This is a genomic window from Saccharothrix texasensis (genome assembly GCF_003752005.1).
Classification (GTDB): Bacteria; Actinomycetota; Actinomycetes; order Mycobacteriales; family Pseudonocardiaceae; genus Actinosynnema; species Actinosynnema texasense.
This window is the reverse complement of the sequence record NZ_RJKM01000001.1, coordinates 3,170,658-3,186,057: the sequence shown is the minus strand read 5'-3', so window position 1 is coordinate 3,186,057 and position 15,400 is coordinate 3,170,658. Positions and strand designations below refer to the sequence as shown.

Genomic DNA, 15,400 nt, shown 5'->3' with positions numbered 1-15,400 from the left:
ATCGACATACTAATGCTCATTGATGTGTCAACGCGACGGTGTGCTCAGAGCCGTGCCGAGCCGTCGCAATCGGGTCCACCGGTCGGACCGCTCGAGTGGGCGAGTTTTCGGGGTCGTCCGAACCCGGCGGTGATCGCGGGCAGCGACCAGCCGGTGCTCGTGCTGATCGACGTGGCGAGCACCGGGAACGCGTAGTAGAGGACGCCCCAGCTGGTGATCTGGCTCAGGCACAACACCACCAGGACGCGGCGCAGCCCGGCACGCCCCTCGATCGCGCCGGGCTGCTGGACTTCAGACGCGCGCTCGGAGCCGTCAGCGCCAGGTCCGCCACCTGCAGCCCGCCGCAGCACCCACCTGAGGACTCCGGCTCGACGTCGAACACACCGGAGCCGCCGCACACGCCGGTCTCGGGCAGCGTCAGCTCCACCTTGGCCGCCGACTCGTGGTCACCGGCGATCTCGGCGGCGATGCTGCGGACCTGCTCGTAGCCGGTCATCGCCAGGAACGTCGGCGCCCGCCCGTAGCTCTTCATGCCGACCAGGTAGACGTTGGGCTCGGGCTGGCGCAGCTCGTTCGCGCCGTGTGGGTAGACGGTGCCGCAGGAGTGCACGTTCGGGTCGATCAGCGGCGCGAGCTTGGTGGGCGCCTGCAGTACGGGGTCCAGTTCAAGCCGGACCTCGGACAGCCAGGAGTGGTCGGGTCGGAAGCCGGTCAGCACGACGACCTCATCCACCGCGTCTAGATGGTTGATTCCAAGGGGTAGGCACCTGGAGACATGGGGCGAGGGTGTCGATGTACGGGTTGTGACGACCGACATTGACACCCTCGCGACCGCACTCTATGTCAGAACCGACGACCTGCTGAAGGCCGCACCGCACCTGGCGCCGTGGCGGCCGAAGGTCGGCTTACGGCCCGTACTGACCGACGCGGAGCTGGTCACCCTGGCGGTGATGCAGGCCCTGCTCGGGTTCACCTCGGAGGCCCGCTGGTTACGTCACGCCCACGCCCACCTGGGACACCTGTTCCGCTACCTGCCCCGCCAACCCGGCTACAACAAGCGGTTGCGCAACGCCGCCTGCCTGGTCAAAGCCGTGATCCGTCTCCTGGCGGTCGACACCACGCTGTGGACCGACGACGTGTGGGTGGTCGACTCCACCCCGGTGGAATGCGGCCGCTCCCGCGAGACCACCCGACGCTCGGACCTGGCCGGATGGGCGCAATACGGCTATTGCGCCTCGCACTCGCGCTTCTTCTGGGGACTGCGCCTGCACCTGGTCTGCACCCTGGGCGGGCTGCCGGTCGCCTTCGCGTTGACCGGCGCCAAGGCCGACGAACGCACCACCCTGCTCGACATCCTCGACGCCGACCCCGCCCTGACCGCCGAGCGGCCCGGCCAGATCCTGATCGCCGACCGGCAGTACTACGGCCGGGACTTCGAACAGCGCCTGGCCGACACCGACGTCGAACTGCTGCGCCCGGCGCGCAAGGGCGAGGCCGAGCGGCCCGGCGCGGCGCTGTTCAAGCCACTGCGCCAGACCATCGAGTCGATCAACCAGACCTTCAAGGCCCAACTCGACCTCGAACGCCACGGCGGGCGCACACCCGCCGGAGTGATCGTCCGCGTCCTGCAACGCATCCTGGCCCTGACCGCCGCCATCTGGCACAACGACCACACCGACCAGCCGATCAAGCGCTCCCTGACCGCCTACGACCACTAACCCTTGGAATCAATCATCTAGTCGGTGCCCGTCCTGGGAGACGAGGACGAGCTGGTCGCCGTCACGTTCGACCTCGGACGTGCGGAAGCCCGTGACGACCTCGACGTGCCCGACCTTCGCCGCAGCCTTCGCCTTCAGCCCCAGCGCACCACGCGCGGGCAGCTGGTCGGACTCGCCGCCGCCGAAGACGTTGCCGACTGCCCCACGGCGCAGCAGCCACGTCACATGCGTGCCGGGGTGCTTGTCCGCCAGGTCCGTCAGCGCGACCAGGGCGGTGAGCGCGGAGTGCCCGCTGCCCGCCACGGCGATCCGCTTGCCCGCATACCGCTGGACGTCATCGGTGAGGTCGGGCACGTGATAGGTGATCCGGTCGGCCGCCGCGCGCTCACCGATCGCCGGCAGCGCATCGCCACCCAGCGGGTTGGGCGAACCCCAGGTGCCTGACGCGTCGACCACGGCCTTGGCGGTGATCCGCTCCTCGCCGGTGGCGGTCTGGACGTGCACGGTCAACGGCTCGCTGTCGCGACCCGCGTCCACCACGCGGTCCCGGCCGCGGCGGGCCACACCGACCACGCGGGCGTTCACCCGGACGTGCTCGCCCAACGCCTGTGCCAACGGCACCAGGTACTCGGTCGCCCACTCGGCGCCGGTGGGGTAGCCCTGCGGGTTGGGCGCGGTCCAGCCGGTGGGCTCCAGCAGCCGGCGCACGGCTGGGTCGACCAGCTCCGACCACTGCGAGAACAGGCGCACGTGGTGCCATTGCGCCACCGCCGCGCCGGCCTGCGGGCCCGCCTCCAGCACCAACGGCCGCAAGCCCCGTTCCAGCAGCTGTGCCGCTGCGGCCAACCCGACCGGACCCGCCCCGACCACGACCACCGGAAGCTCGCTCACGGGCCACCTCGTTCATCGTCTGGCTTCGATCTAGCGAGGAGCAATGTATCGAGTCCGTTCGATGGATACAACCATCGATCCGAATCGATAGACTGATTCCATGACGACGACGCTGCCCGCAGTGGGCCTCGCGCCCGAGGACGCCTCGACCTACGCCGAGTGGTTCGCCTGCCTGGCCGACCCGACCCGGGTGCGCCTGCTGCACACCGTCGCCACCCAGCCCGGCGAGATCACCGTGGGCGCGCTGACCGAGGCTATCGGCGTCAGCCAGTCGACCTGCTCGCACCACCTGCGCAAGCTCGCCGACGTGGGGTTCGTGCGGCTGCGCAAGGAGGGCACCGCCACCCTGGTGTCGGTCAACCCGGCGTGCTGCACCGGCCTGCCGCACGCCGCCGACGCCGTCATGGGCACCATCGTCACGCGACCGTGCTGCCCGACCGACCTGCCCACCGACGTCGCCGTCCGCCCCTTGGCCGACGACGACTGGCCGGACGTGCGCCGCATCTACGGCGAGGGCATCGCCACCGGCAACGCCACCTTCGAGACCGAGACGCCCAGCCGCCGCACGCTGGAGTCGAAGTGGCTGCCCGGCCACCGCTGGGTCGCCGTGGTCAACGGCCGGGTCGCCGGCTGGGCCGCCGCCACCTCGGTCTCGGCCCGCGAGTGCTACTCCGGAGTGGCCGAGACCTCGGTCTACGTCGGCGACGGCTTCCGCGGCCGAGGCGTGGGCAAGTCGCTCGTGCACAAGCAGGTCACCGCCGCCGACGCGGACGGCCTGTGGACGTTGCAGACCGCGATCTTCCCCGAGAACCGCGCCAGCATCGCCCTGCACCACTCCGCCGGCTACCGCACCGTCGGCGTCCGCGAACGCATCGCCCAACACCACGGCGCCTGGCGCGACACGGTCATGCTCGAACGCCGCGTCGACTCGGCATCCGTTCTCACCACACCGGACTGCACCGCCTGCTGAACGTGAAACAGACGCACACAGCGAATGGTCTGACCCGTTTTGACGGGTTCGGGGTCACCCTATCCGTCAAAACGGGTCAAGCACAGTAGTGTGCTGGCGCATCAAATGTAGCCGCCAGGAGGTGGTCTGGGTCCACTTGTAGGGGAACCTATGATTCGCATCATCGTTCTCCTTGACGCCTATAGCGAGGCGGCGACTGCGGCCAAGGTACCCGGAGGGTTGCGGCTGTGGCTGATATGCCGGCCTTCACTCTTCGTACTATGCCGCCATCCGGACTGACGCGACTCGGGGTGGACATTTCGTGTTCTTGATGGCGGCTTGTTCATCGGCTGACGAGCTTATGGACGCGGCGCAGCACGTCCTGAAGGACCTGTGGCGCGGGTGAATCGACGTGGCGAGCGGTGAGTAGGTGCGCCAAGGCGTTCTTCTTGCCTTTGGCTCCGGTGGAAGCGACCACCGTGGAGTGGGTCGCGCTCCACCCGCTCCACTTGGTGAGGACCGGTTCGAGTGTGTCCTCCAGCACGGCGTGGTGGGCGTGTGCGGCGGTCTCGGGGAAGTCCTCGACGTCGACCTGGAGGTACGCCAGCAGTTTGCGGTTGTCGTCAGCGTTTCTCCGGATGTGCGCGACAACGTCCGCCTCGGGCTTCCCGTCGCGTCGCTTTCTGTCGCCGGCCCCTTTGTCCCCGTCGAACATGACGTAGCAGGGGATGTCCAATTCCGAGAGGATGGCGTGGACCAGCGGGATGTTCGACTTGCCGTCCGCGGCGACGATGGTGATGCCGGGGTGGAGCAGGGAGGTCACGTCGGACTTCTCGGCAAGCCCTTCCAACACGGCTTTGTCACTGGTGCCTTCGACGATCAGCGCACCGTTGGAGAACAACGCCTCGGACAGCGTGGTGGCGGCCACCGCGTCCAACTGCGACGCGACGGAGGTCGCGTAGCCGACCAAGCGCTTCTCCACCTCGGCGATCGTGGTGGAGTTGATGGACACGGCGGGCGCCCGCCCTTCCGGCGCCTGCGCCTCCCGGGTGATGCGGCGGACCTGGTCGAACTTGCCCGCATCGATGAAGTGAGGGCTGTGGGTGGCGTAGGCGATCTGGAAGTTCTGCTGATCATCCTCGGCCAGCTTGCGCAGCACCGAAGCGAACGAGCGCGCCTGCACGGGATGTTGGAACAGTTCGGGTTCCTCGATGGCGAGACAGATCGCACCGTTGCCCTGACCGGCGGAGCCGCGCTCGGCGAGCAGTTGCAGCGCCGAGACCAGGAGGGTCCGCTGGAAGCCGTGGCCCTGCTTCTCGACCGGGGTGTCGATCTTCGAGTCCAGGATGGACACGCCGAATTGCGTGCGGGGCGGCTTGATCTCCTGCTTGTGGGCTTGTACGACAACGGTTCTACCCGCTGTGTACCGCCCCACGGCGTCAGAGAGGGCTTGGGACAGGTCGCGTAGCTGGTCCGTGAAGTTGCGCTCGAAGATCTCCTCTTGCCTGGCCTCCACGGACGCCGCCAGTGCCTTGATGTCTTCGTCGGCTGCCTTGCGGTTGACGCTGCGTTCAAGGATCCTGCCGATCAGGGCGCCGCGGCCGTCCCGGGACTCCTCGGAGGCGCGCATGTCGGCGCTGACGAAGACGTAGTCGAACCGCCCGGACATGACGGCTTGGCCGGCGAAGCCGAACAGGTTGGTCACCGCGACGTGCGAGTCCTCCAGCCGGTGCGGGTTCTCCAGCTCCCACGTCTTGAGCACCTGCTCGCAGACCTTGCTCGACTTCCACACCGGCAGGGTTAGCTCGGGGTGCGCCTCTCGCACCTCCAGGTAGCGCTCCTTCATCTGCGTGGCGGTGTCGGCGCTGCGAACCGGCTCGAAGGCGGGGAACGACCGGGCGTTGCCGCTCATCAGTTCCGAGCCGTCGGCGTGTCGGAACTTCCAGATCACGCACTTGTCCGAGTCGACAGTGACGTACTTGCCCAACTCGGCGCGGTCGTCAGCGGTGAGGTGGTCGAACTCGACCTCGACCGACAGGTCTCCCTGTGCGCCGTGGGTCAGGTCCTCCGTCTCCAGGTCCGCGGCCTTGGAGCCGTTGAAGAACCAGTCCAACGCGCGCAGGACCGTCGACTTGCCTACTCCGTTCGGGCCGATCAACGACGTCACGTCGTCGAAGCGCACCTCGACATCCTCCAGGCAGCGGAAGTTCTTGATCCGAACTCTGGCGATCCTCACGCAGGTGGTTCCCAACTCTCGTCGCAACCGGCCGCCGAACCGGTGATCATGGCCCGACACGTTGTCGATCACATCGACGCCTGGACGATCTTCGCTACGACGATTGGCAACGCTTCACCCGATCGAGTGAATAGGGCCTGCATCCGATGCCTTCGTACGCGTGGGACGAGCATGGCGTGATCGGTCGACCCGACTACAGACAGGTAGGTCCAGGTCCGTGGCGGGCCACACTGCTCATGTTCTGAAGGTGGAGATAGTGTTGCGCACCTGCGGGCGGCCGTCGCCCCGGCGACGCGGAGATCAACCGGAGCTGAACTGGCGCGGGCCGATGCCATCACCGGCCCGCGGTCCGACGGCCCGGAAGAGCAGGACCGCGTCCTGTACGTGCTGCGCGGAGCCGAGGTCACCTTGCTCAGTGCCGAGGATGTCGAGCGGACGGTGGTGGAGTTCCGTCCGTGGACGGGCGTTTCCCGGCCTCGGTGTTCGTGGTGCTGTTCGGCGACACCGACGGCCCTGGTAGCACGCCTAATAAATGGCCACCAGCCTGTGGAGTGGTATCTGGGCGTGCAAGGCCCCGGACGCAGCCCGAAGCTGCCCGAGGTTCAGCGTGTCCAGGACCGGAGTCGTCGCCAGGAGCGGGCATTAGTCGGACGCATGGCCATCGTCGTTGGCTCGTGATTCCGTCGCAGGGTGGTGGGGCGTCCGCTCGAGTGGTAGGCGGATGAGAAATGCCAGGTCACCGGCGGTTCGGGTCGATGTGAATGCTGTAGGAGCCGCACCGGGGACTCGAACGCACACCGCTTCGTCGCGCGCTATCGCGATCACTTGATTCGTGTCAAGGGAGTGGACGAGGAGGAGCGGGTGGAGGAGAGTTCGTTGTGCTGCAACGGGTTCTGTCTGCGTCGAGCTGTGCTCAACTGACCTATCGCGAGGGGCGCTGTCGCCATTCCCGCAGGTCAGGTCATGATCCGGACGACCCTGGGGGTCAAGGGGTCGCAGGTTCAAATCCTGTCGTCCCGACGGTCTGAAGAAGCCCGCTCGATCTGGATGAAAGCCCAGGTCAGCGGGCTTTTTCGTGCGCTCGGTTCGATCTTGAAGCGATCGTCCACAGTGGTCTGTACTGGTTGGTAACCCGGCGTTTGGGAGGATTTTGGGAGGATCGGTTTGCGCAGGGCCAAATGGGGTCGCGTTGGCTAAAGCGAATCGTGTCCTCCATTCGGGTGTTCTTCCTGGCCGTGGTCGACGCGTGCGGCGGCGTTGTCCAGGCGGTCCAAGCTGTCGATCTCATGGATCGCGCGCGCTGGCACCTGATCCGATGGACGGTGCTGGTGTGGTGTTGACGCGGTGGTCCTCGGGCAGCGGTCGTCTGGATGGGTGTTCAAGGAGCACAGCATGTTCGGGTTACGGGGACCGGGTCGTGTGGGCTTGGACGGGCAGGCCGCGCAGGCGCACCGCAGCGGTCGTAGTGCTCCGAGGTCGTGGTGTTGGCCGGTGGCTACGAAAGGCTCGGCGGTAGCTGCGCAGGTTCGAATCCCCGGCGGGAGTAACAAAGGATGGGAACAAGGCTGACCTGCGGTTTCACGCTGGCAGTCTGGTCGTGCAGGCCAGTTTCGTGTTGTAGTCAGGTGACGCTCGTGTCCGTTGGTGCGCTGTTGCCGTTTCGTCGGCACCACTGCACCACGTTGCGGATGACCGCCGCCTGCTGCACGGAGAGGCGCTCAGCTTCGGTGCCGTCAACGAGGTTGACCTCGAAGACGACGTCCAAGGCTTTACGTTGCTGCTGGCGGCGGGTCCGCTGCGTGGGGTCGGTTGTCGAGTTCATGCTGCAACGGCCACCGTCTGTGGTCACGCTCAAGCCACCGGCTCTGGGCCTGACCCGTTTTGACGGACATCCGAGATCAGGGGACGCGGGTCCCCGGAGGGATGTCCCATCATGGAGCCCATGGGTAGGAAGAAGCGGCGGCCTCGGCGGTCGTTCACCCCGGAGTTCAAGGCCGAGATCGTGGAGCTGTGCGGGCGTGGTGACCGGTCGGTGGGTCAGGTCGCGAAGGATTTCGACCTGACCGAGACCGCGGTGCGGCAGTGGGTCGTGCAGGCCGAGCGTGACGCCGGGACCCGGAGCGACGGGTTGACCACCGACGAGCGGGAGGAGCTCGCGAGGCTGCGCCGGGAGAACCGCCGTCTGACCGAGGACGTGGAGATCCTCAAGCGTGCCACGGCTTTCTTCGCGAAGGAGATCCGGTGAACGTCTATCCGTTCATCGAGGCGGAGAAGTCACGCGGCGGCAACGTCCATCGGGCGTGCACGCTGCTGAAGGTCTCCCGGTCCGCCTACTACGCCCACCGCACCGCCACGCCCACCGCCCGCGCACGACAGGACGCCGAGCTGACCGCGCGGGTCGTCGCGATTCACGACGAATCGCGGGGCACCTATGGCGCGCCCAGGGTGCACGCCGAGTTGCGAGCCCGGGGGCATCGGCATTCCCGCAAACGCGTCGCCCGTCTGCTGCGCGAGACCGGACGGGCCGGACGCGCGCCGAAACGGTGGCGCACCACCACCGTCCCCGACCCCACCGCTACCATCCCCGCCGACCTGATCCGCCGCGACTTCTCCTGCGCCGCAACGGATATCGACACCCGGTGGTGCGGGGACATCACCTACATCCACACCTGGGAGGGGTGGCTCTACCTGGCCACCGTCATCGACATCGCCTCACGACGCGTGGTCGGCTGGGCCACCGCCGACCACCTGCGCACCGACCTCGTCGCCCAGGCCCTGGACAACGCCGTCCGACAGCGGCGCCCCGAACCCGGAGTGATCTTCCACGCCGACAGGGGCTGCCAATACACATCCGCGCAGCTCGCCGCCCTCGCCGACGACCTGGGCGTCCGATTGTCGTTCGGCCGCAAGGGCCAATGCTGGGACAACGCCGTCGCCGAGTCATTCTTCGCCACGATCAAGAGCGAATTGCTCGACCGGCCGCCCTGGCCCACCAGGGCCAAAGCGCACAAGGCGATCTTCGAGTACATCGAGGGCTGGTTCAACACCCGCCGCCTGCACTCCAGCCTCGGCTACCTCAGCCCCGCCGCCTACGAAGCAACCCGACACCACCCGGTGAACCGGGTAGCCTGACCACACTCATCGACCTTGTCCGTCAAAGCGGGTCAACCCCAGTAGGCGACTTGACTAGCGAAGCTTGGGCCACACCCGGTCGGCACGCAGAGCCGGACCACGGCGTTGACTCCTGATCCCCGAAGACAGTCGGCACTCCACAAGAAGCGAAGGCGACGCAGTATCGGACCCACCGCTTCCCCAGGGAGGGTAGATGCAATCTATGTAGATCCCATCTACACTGATGTCCATGTCGGGTTTCGTGGGCAGGCAGGCCGAGCTGCACCTCTTGCGCAAGCGCCTCGACCGGGTGATCACCTCACGGGAAGGGGCCGCGATCGCCATCCGCGGACGGCGACAGGTGGGCAAGTCCCGGCTGGTCCAGGAGTTCTGCAATCGGGCCGACGTCCCCTACTTCTACTTCGCCGCCACCAAGGGCGCGTCCTCGGTCGAGTCGACCACCGCCTTCCTCGCCGAACTCGCCGACTCGTCCCTGGCCGCCGGACAGGTCGGTCCGCCCACCGGGGTCACCGGCGGATGGCCCGACGCGTTCCGCGTCCTGGGCGCGACACTGCCGGACACCCCGACGGTCGTGGTGCTCGACGAGTTGCCGTGGCTGGCGGAACAGGACGAGGTCTTCGACGGCGCGCTACAGACCACGTGGGACCGGCTGTGGTCACGGCACCCGGTGTTGCTGGTGCTGCTGGGCAGCGACCTGCACATGATGGAACGCCTCACCGCCTACGACCGCCCCTTCTACGGACGTGCCGACAACCTCGTGCTCGGACCGCTCAACCCCGCCGAGACCGGCCACGCCCTCGGCCTGGACGCGGCGGACGCCATCGACGCCCACCTCGTCACCGGCGGACTACCCGGCATCATCCGCAGCTGGCCCCACGCCATGCCGGCCGCCGACTTCCTGCGCAGGGAATGCGACGACCCGGCCGCGCCCCTGTTCGGCGTGCCCGAGTCCTCCCTGCTGGCCGAGTTCCCCTCGCCCGACCAGGCCCACCGCGTCGTGGAATCCATCGGCGGGGACAACCGCACCCACGCCAACATCGCCGCCACCGCCGGAAGCAACCAGGGACACATCCCCTCCGGAACGCTGTCGCCGCTGCTGCGACGACTGACCGAGGAGAAACGGGTCCTGGCGGTGGACCACCCGCTCTCCACCAAGCCCGGCAAACCGGCGCTCTACCGGATCGCCGACAGCAACCTGCGCTTCTACCTGCCCATCGGACGCGCCGTCCAGGAACAAGCCCGCCGCGGACGCCCCCACATCGGCGCACGCGTCCTGCAACGCCAATGGACCAGCTGGCGCGGACGCGCCGTCGAACCACTCATCCGCGAAGCACTGGAACTCGCCGGACAAGCCGGCGAACTGTCCTGGCCCGAAACCGCCGCAGTAGGCGGCTGGTGGAACCGACAGCACAACCCCGAGATCGACCTCGTCGGAGCCGACCGCTCCCCCGTCGCCGGCCGCATCGACTTCGCCGGATCGATCAAATGGATCGGCAGCACCTTCAACCGCCACGACCTCGAAACGCTCCGCCACTCGGCCAACCACGTCCTAGGCTACGAGGCAGGCCGCTCCGGACTGGTCGTCGTGGCCCTGTCCGGAGCCGACATCGACACCGACGACGTCGACCTCGTGTGGGGACCGGAAGAGATCATGGACTGCTGGAGAACCGGCTGAACAGTCCGGCAGCCTGCGCCACTTGAGCGTGTATCAAGTGCTCGTTCGATCAACACAGACCGGTGCCTGCGAGCCGACTGCCAGGCCTCCGAGTGCCGGTGTCGCGCGCTCGCCTCAGCTGATGAGGTTTGGGTGTAGCGCAGGACGTCCAGCAGGAAGCGGGGAGGTGGGGTTGTGAGGCGGCGCGCAGTGAGGAAGTACTTGGGCGTTCTTCTTGGCCGATGCCAGTCCGTTCGCCGTCACCCGTTGCGCTTCGTCGTCCCAGCCGGTCCATTGGGAGCGTAGGAAGGGTTCGAGGGTGTCTTCAAGGACGGCGTAGCGGGCGTGCGCGCCGAGTCGGGGAAGTCCTCGACGTCGGCTTCCAGATATTGAGCGGAAAGTGTTGGGTTGCCTACATGATGGCGTGGCGGACGTGCGGTGCCTGGAAGTAGCCGCGGACGATGTGGGGTTGGCGTTGGCGGCGGCGTAGGAAGCGTCGGGTTTCGTGGGCGAGTCGGTCGACGTTGTGGGCGCGTGAGGCGTTGACGTTGCGTTTGAGGTCGGCGTTGAGCAGCTCGTCGGGGTTGAGCTCGGGGCTGTAGCCGGGCATGAGGTGCACCTCGACCCGGTCGGTGTTGTCCCGCAGCCAGGCGCGGACGGTCTTGCTGCGGTGGACCGGGTGTCGGTCGGCGATGACGTGGATCTTCCGACCGGCCTGGCGGGCGATACGGTCGAGGAACGTGGTGAACACCGGGGCGGTGAAGCGGTCGGTGAACACGGTGAACCACAGCGCGCCGCGCGAGGCGACGGCGGACATGACGTTGGCTCGCAGGCGTTTCCCGGTCACGCGCACGATCGGCGTGCGGCCCTTTGGCGCCCAGGACCTGCCGGGCGGTGCGGCGTCGGAGCGCAGTCCGCACTGGTCGACCCAGGCGATCGCCGCGCCCTCGGTCTTCGCCCTGGCCTCGATCGCCGGGTACTGCTCGTCCAGCCACGCGCGCACCGCGGCGGGCTGCTGTTCATAGGCCCGCCGGGCCGGACGATGCGGAGTGAACCCGTGTCGACGCAGCCACAACCCGACGCCCTGCTCGGTCATGTCCACGCCCACGACCAGGCGGATCAGCTCGACCACCGCCGGGCGGGTCCACAGCGGGCCGCCGATCAGCAGTTCCTCGGGCGTGTAGTCGGCCATCGCCGTGAACAGGGTGGCCCTGTCCTCCGGAGTGATCAGTTCGGCGGGGCCGGGCCGCCCTGTGCGAGTCGCCAGGCCATCGCGGCCGTCCTGTCGGTAGGCACGCCACCAAGTGCCCACCGAGCGTTCCGAGACGCCAAACACTTCCGCGGCCTGCCGATACCCCTCGACTTGCCCGGACTCCAACGCGGCCACCACCCGCAACCGCAGCACCTCACGTTCCGCGGGCGATAACCGGTGGGCGCCCTCGATCTCGATCACGAGTGATCAACCTACCGGGAGACGATCACTTTCGACTCAATAGGAATTACTCGTCTAGGTGTTGCGGGTCATGACGTTGGTGACGGCGGGGCGGCCCTAAACGGGCGGACGGGTCTTCCGACGGCAGGATGAGAAGTGCGACCAACTCGTCCGCCGAGCAGAAAGACCCGTCCGTGCTCCACCGTGACGCCCCGCTGTCCGTCGAAGGCCGCCACCGCCTGGTCCAACGCTGCAAGACCCGCCCGATCGCCCACGTCGCGGCCGAGATGGGCATCTCGCGGCACTGCCCGTCGAGGTGGGTCAACCGCCACCGCCGCCACGGCGAGGCCAGCCTGCTCGACCGGCCCAGCGTCCCGCACCACCAACCCACCGCCACCCCCGCCGAGGTCGTGGCCCGCATCGAACGGCTGCGCCGCGACCACAAGTACCCGGCCCGACGCATCACCCCGGAACTGGAAGCCGACGGCGTTCGAATCTCGGTGCGCACCGTCGGACGGCACCTGGCCCACCTGGGCCTGAACCGTCGCCGGTTCCTCGACCCGAACGACGAGACCAACCGGCGTCCCCGCCGGATCGCCGCCCGCTGGCCCGGCCACATGCTGCACCTGGACGTCAAGAAGGTCGGCGTGATCCCCGACGGCGGCGGCTGGCGGGCCCACGGCCGCGACAGCGACCAGGCCCGTAAGGTCGAACGCGCCAAGAATAAGGGTGCGCGCGCCGGCTACACCTACATGCACTCCGCGGTCGACGGATTCTCCCGCCTCGCCTACACCGAGGCGCTGCCCGACGAGAAGGCGGTCACCGCGATCGGGTTCCTGCATCAGGCCAGGGCGTTCCTCGCCGCCCACGGCATCACCCATGTCCACCGCGTCGTGACCGACATTCAAGCTTGGTGTGTGTTCCCGGAGGCTGGTGCGGCGCGTCCGGTCGCATGAGGATCCGGAGCTCCGGCGCCCGCTCACCACCGCTACGTGACCGACTGGGGTGTTCGCTCCTTGCCTGTTGACCGTTGGGGTGAGCGGGGCCTTCGCCGAGTGGTGCGCGTCCTGTTGGGAACCCGGTGACCAGCGGTTCGGGTAACGCCCGAGCCGTGTGGATCCCTGTTGGTGAATGTCCGGTACGGGCGCCGGCTCTGGTGATGGCCTTGCGTGCCGGGTCGTGTTCGCCGAGCGGAAGGGAGCCACCTCGTTGGAGATGCGGTTGGGCATCGACGTCGCCTGCCGGGCCGCCCACCAGGCCAGTCTGGCCGATGCGACGGGCCGATACCTGTGGTCGGGGCGCAGGTTCCGCACCACCGTCGAGGACCTGGAGCGGTTGTGGGCCATGCTGCCCGAGGGCACCGAGCCGTCGTCGGTCACGGTGGTCATGGAACCGACGCGCAATGCGTGGGTGCCGTTGGCGGCCTGGTCCCGTCGCCGGGGAGCGGTCGTCGTGCTGGTGCCGCCTGAGCAGTCGGCCGACCTGCGGACCTACTACGCCAAGCACACCAAGTCCGACCGGCTGGACTCCAGGATCCTGGCCCGCGTCCCGCTGCTGCACCCGGAGGGCCTGCACACCGCGACCGGACTCGGCCCCGGCGACGCGCTGCGCCGGGCGGTCAAACTGCGCTCCAACCTGGTCAAACGCCGCACGAGCATTCTTGCCAGGCTCGACGACCTGCTGGAACTGCTCGGGCCGGGCTGGCACGCCGCGCTGGGCGCCGACCTGGCCAACAAGACCCCGCTGCGGTTTCTGGCGCACTACGCCGACCCGCACCAGGTCATCCGCCTGGGCAGGGCACGCCTGGGTCGGTTCCTGGCCCGCCACTCCCGCGGCAGCTGGGGCGAGGACAAGGCGGACCAGGTGATCACCGCGGCGCGAGAGACCCTCCGGTTGTGGTCCGAGGAGCTGGACTACCCGGAACTGGCCGACGACATCGCGATCGAGGCGCGACTGGCACTGCAGCTGACCGAAGAGATCAAAGAACTCGAGGACCGCATCGCCGCGCTGCTGACCAAGGCCGACCCCGACGCGATCCTGCGCTCGGTCCCCGGCGTCGGCCCGGTCCTGGCCGCCCAGATCCTGGGACGCCTCGGCGACCCGCACCGGTTCACCTCGCTGGCCGCGATCCGCTCCTTCAGCGGCCTGTCCCCAAACTGGACTCCTCCGGCCAGAGCGCACGACACGGCGGCCCCACCAAATCCGGCGACGCATGCCTGCGCGAAGCACTGTTCATGGCCGCCGACCAGGCCCGCCGCAGCGACCCCTCGCTCGCGGCGAAATACCACCGCCTGATGACCGAGGCCGGCAAACACCACAACTCGGCCCTTTGCCACGTCGCGACCACACTGCTCACCCGCATCGCCGCCTGCCTGCGCCGCGGCGAGCACTACCACCTCACAGACACCGACGGCACACCGGTGACCCCGCACCAAGCCCGGCACATCATCGCCCAGCGCTACACCATCTCCGCCGAACTCCGCACCGCACGTCGCACAACACACCCCGCACCAGGGACGGGCCGACGAAACACGGAGTCGCAACGCGCTCCATCGACCGGCCCGTCCACCCCCACCCTACGGGCGCGCCAACCACTTGACATCCGTTAGGAACTCAACGGCTCCTGCTACCGCGCCCACGACTTCGCCAAGGCCCTGCTCGGAGCCCGCCACCAGCGCATCAAGCCCTACACCCCACGCCACAACGGCAAAGTCGAGCGCTACCAGCGCATCCTGGGCGAGGAATTCCTCTACGCCCACGTCTGGACCAGCGAACAACACCGCACCGACGCCCTGACGGTCTGGAACGTGCACTACAACTACCATCGACCCCACACTGCCGCCGGAAACCAACCGCCAGTCACCCGGCTCCACGACGGCGTCACCAACGTCATGGCCTCATACATCTAGGCGGACCGGTCGCGGGCGGACGGGGGTGGCCCGGCGCGTCGCGGCAGCGGCCACCGCGAGTGCCGCCAGCCGGAGCAGGTTGCCACGGTGCCAGGTGCGCATCAGCCGTCGCCGCTCGTCGTCGCCCATGGGCTCGTCGTCGCGCAACAACCGCAGGTTCACCGCCTTGACCAGGTAACCCGTGAGGCCCGCCGCGACCAGCGTGCCCACCGCCGACGCGGCGACCGCACGCCGGTCGCCGCCGTTGCGCCAGCTCTCGACCAGCGTCACCCCGGTGGCCACCACCGTCACGGGCGCCGCCGGCGCGTAGTAGCGCAACGGGCTGCCCGGCCCGAGCAGCCGCGGTTCGCGGTGCGGTCGGGCGTCCGCGAGGAGCCCAGGCACGTCCACCACGGCCTCGTAGAGGTTGCCGGAGAACCAGTGAGCGTGGCCGAGTCGGGCGAGCGCGGCCCACGGCAACCGGAGTCCCATGCGTCGAT

Annotated in this window: 10 protein-coding genes and 5 pseudogenes; 8 read left to right on the top strand and 7 right to left on the bottom strand. The window is 68.3% G+C overall.

What is annotated here, in order from left to right; all coding sequences use genetic code 11:
• Positions 1–44 precede the first annotated feature (44 nt).
• On the bottom strand, positions 45–236 hold the full coding sequence (locus EDD40_RS44795) for a hypothetical protein (protein WP_425471178.1): 192 nt from the start codon (positions 234–236) through the stop codon (positions 45–47).
• Positions 224–742 (bottom strand): annotated as a pseudogene (locus EDD40_RS12620) (hypothetical protein); the annotation flags it as partial. The gene EDD40_RS44795 and the pseudogene EDD40_RS12620, both read right to left, overlap by 13 nt.
• 61 nt (positions 743–803) lie before the next feature.
• Between EDD40_RS12620 and EDD40_RS12615 the strand changes: the two are divergent.
• Positions 804–1,718, top strand: coding sequence for an IS982 family transposase (locus EDD40_RS12615; protein WP_123743061.1), 915 nt, complete (start codon positions 804–806; stop codon positions 1,716–1,718).
• Positions 1,719–1,733: 15 nt separating this feature from the next.
• Here the strand turns inward: EDD40_RS12615 and EDD40_RS12610 are convergent.
• A pseudogene (locus EDD40_RS12610) lies at positions 1,734–2,609 on the bottom strand (FAD-dependent oxidoreductase); the annotation flags it as partial.
• Between the two features lie 100 nt (positions 2,610–2,709).
• Between EDD40_RS12610 and EDD40_RS12605 the strand changes: the two are divergent.
• Positions 2,710–3,579, top strand: coding sequence for a helix-turn-helix domain-containing GNAT family N-acetyltransferase (locus EDD40_RS12605; RefSeq protein ID WP_123743060.1), 870 nt, complete (start codon positions 2,710–2,712; stop codon positions 3,577–3,579).
• Between the two features lie 322 nt (positions 3,580–3,901).
• Here the strand turns inward: EDD40_RS12605 and EDD40_RS12600 are convergent, their stop codons facing one another.
• Both EDD40_RS12600 and EDD40_RS40990 read right to left on the bottom strand, forming a co-directional pair.
• Positions 3,902–5,866 carry an ATP-dependent nuclease gene (locus EDD40_RS12600; RefSeq protein WP_123743059.1) on the bottom strand — a complete coding sequence of 655 codons (1,965 nt, stop codon included), beginning with the start codon at positions 5,864–5,866 and terminating at the stop codon, positions 3,902–3,904.
• Positions 5,867–7,415: 1,549 nt separating this feature from the next.
• Complete coding sequence (locus tag EDD40_RS40990) at positions 7,416–7,616, bottom strand: hypothetical protein (RefSeq protein WP_148088772.1); 201 nt, start codon at positions 7,614–7,616, stop codon at positions 7,416–7,418.
• A 120-nt stretch (positions 7,617–7,736) separates the two neighbouring features.
• On the opposite strand from EDD40_RS40990, the gene EDD40_RS12595 reads away from it, so the two are divergent.
• From EDD40_RS12595 to EDD40_RS12585, 3 genes are all read left to right on the top strand, one after another.
• Positions 7,737–8,039 (top strand): transposase, encoded by a 303-nt coding sequence (locus EDD40_RS12595; protein WP_170185047.1) that lies wholly within the window; start codon positions 7,737–7,739, stop codon positions 8,037–8,039.
• Positions 8,036–8,926 carry an IS3 family transposase gene (locus EDD40_RS12590; RefSeq protein ID WP_123743044.1) on the top strand — a complete coding sequence of 297 codons (891 nt, stop codon included), beginning with the start codon at positions 8,036–8,038 and terminating at the stop codon, positions 8,924–8,926. The genes EDD40_RS12595 and EDD40_RS12590 overlap by 4 nt, the downstream gene beginning before the upstream one ends.
• A 229-nt stretch (positions 8,927–9,155) precedes the next feature.
• Positions 9,156–10,601 (top strand): ATP-binding protein, encoded by a 1,446-nt coding sequence (locus EDD40_RS12585; RefSeq protein WP_123743058.1) that lies wholly within the window; start codon positions 9,156–9,158, stop codon positions 10,599–10,601.
• 391 nt (positions 10,602–10,992) lie between these two features.
• Here the strand turns inward: EDD40_RS12585 and EDD40_RS12580 are convergent, their stop codons facing one another.
• Positions 10,993–11,985, bottom strand: coding sequence for an IS630 family transposase (locus tag EDD40_RS12580; RefSeq protein WP_123747983.1), 993 nt, complete (start codon positions 11,983–11,985; stop codon positions 10,993–10,995).
• Positions 11,986–12,206: 221 nt separating this feature from the next.
• On the opposite strand from EDD40_RS12580, the pseudogene EDD40_RS12575 reads away from it, so the two are divergent.
• The 3 pseudogenes from EDD40_RS12575 to EDD40_RS12565 all read left to right on the top strand — a co-directional run.
• A pseudogene (locus tag EDD40_RS12575) lies at positions 12,207–12,914 on the top strand (helix-turn-helix domain-containing protein); the annotation flags it as partial.
• A gap of 229 nt (positions 12,915–13,143) precedes the next feature.
• Positions 13,144–14,621 (top strand): annotated as a pseudogene (locus tag EDD40_RS12570) (IS110 family RNA-guided transposase).
• Between the two features lie 6 nt (positions 14,622–14,627).
• Positions 14,628–14,921, top strand: a pseudogene (locus tag EDD40_RS12565) (integrase core domain-containing protein); the annotation flags it as partial.
• Here the strand turns inward: EDD40_RS12565 and EDD40_RS12560 are convergent.
• Complete coding sequence (locus tag EDD40_RS12560; protein ID WP_123743057.1) at positions 14,910–15,392, bottom strand: anthrone oxygenase family protein; 483 nt, start codon at positions 15,390–15,392, stop codon at positions 14,910–14,912. The pseudogene EDD40_RS12565 and the gene EDD40_RS12560 overlap by 12 nt on opposite strands.
• Positions 15,393–15,400: the final 8 nt, after the last annotated feature.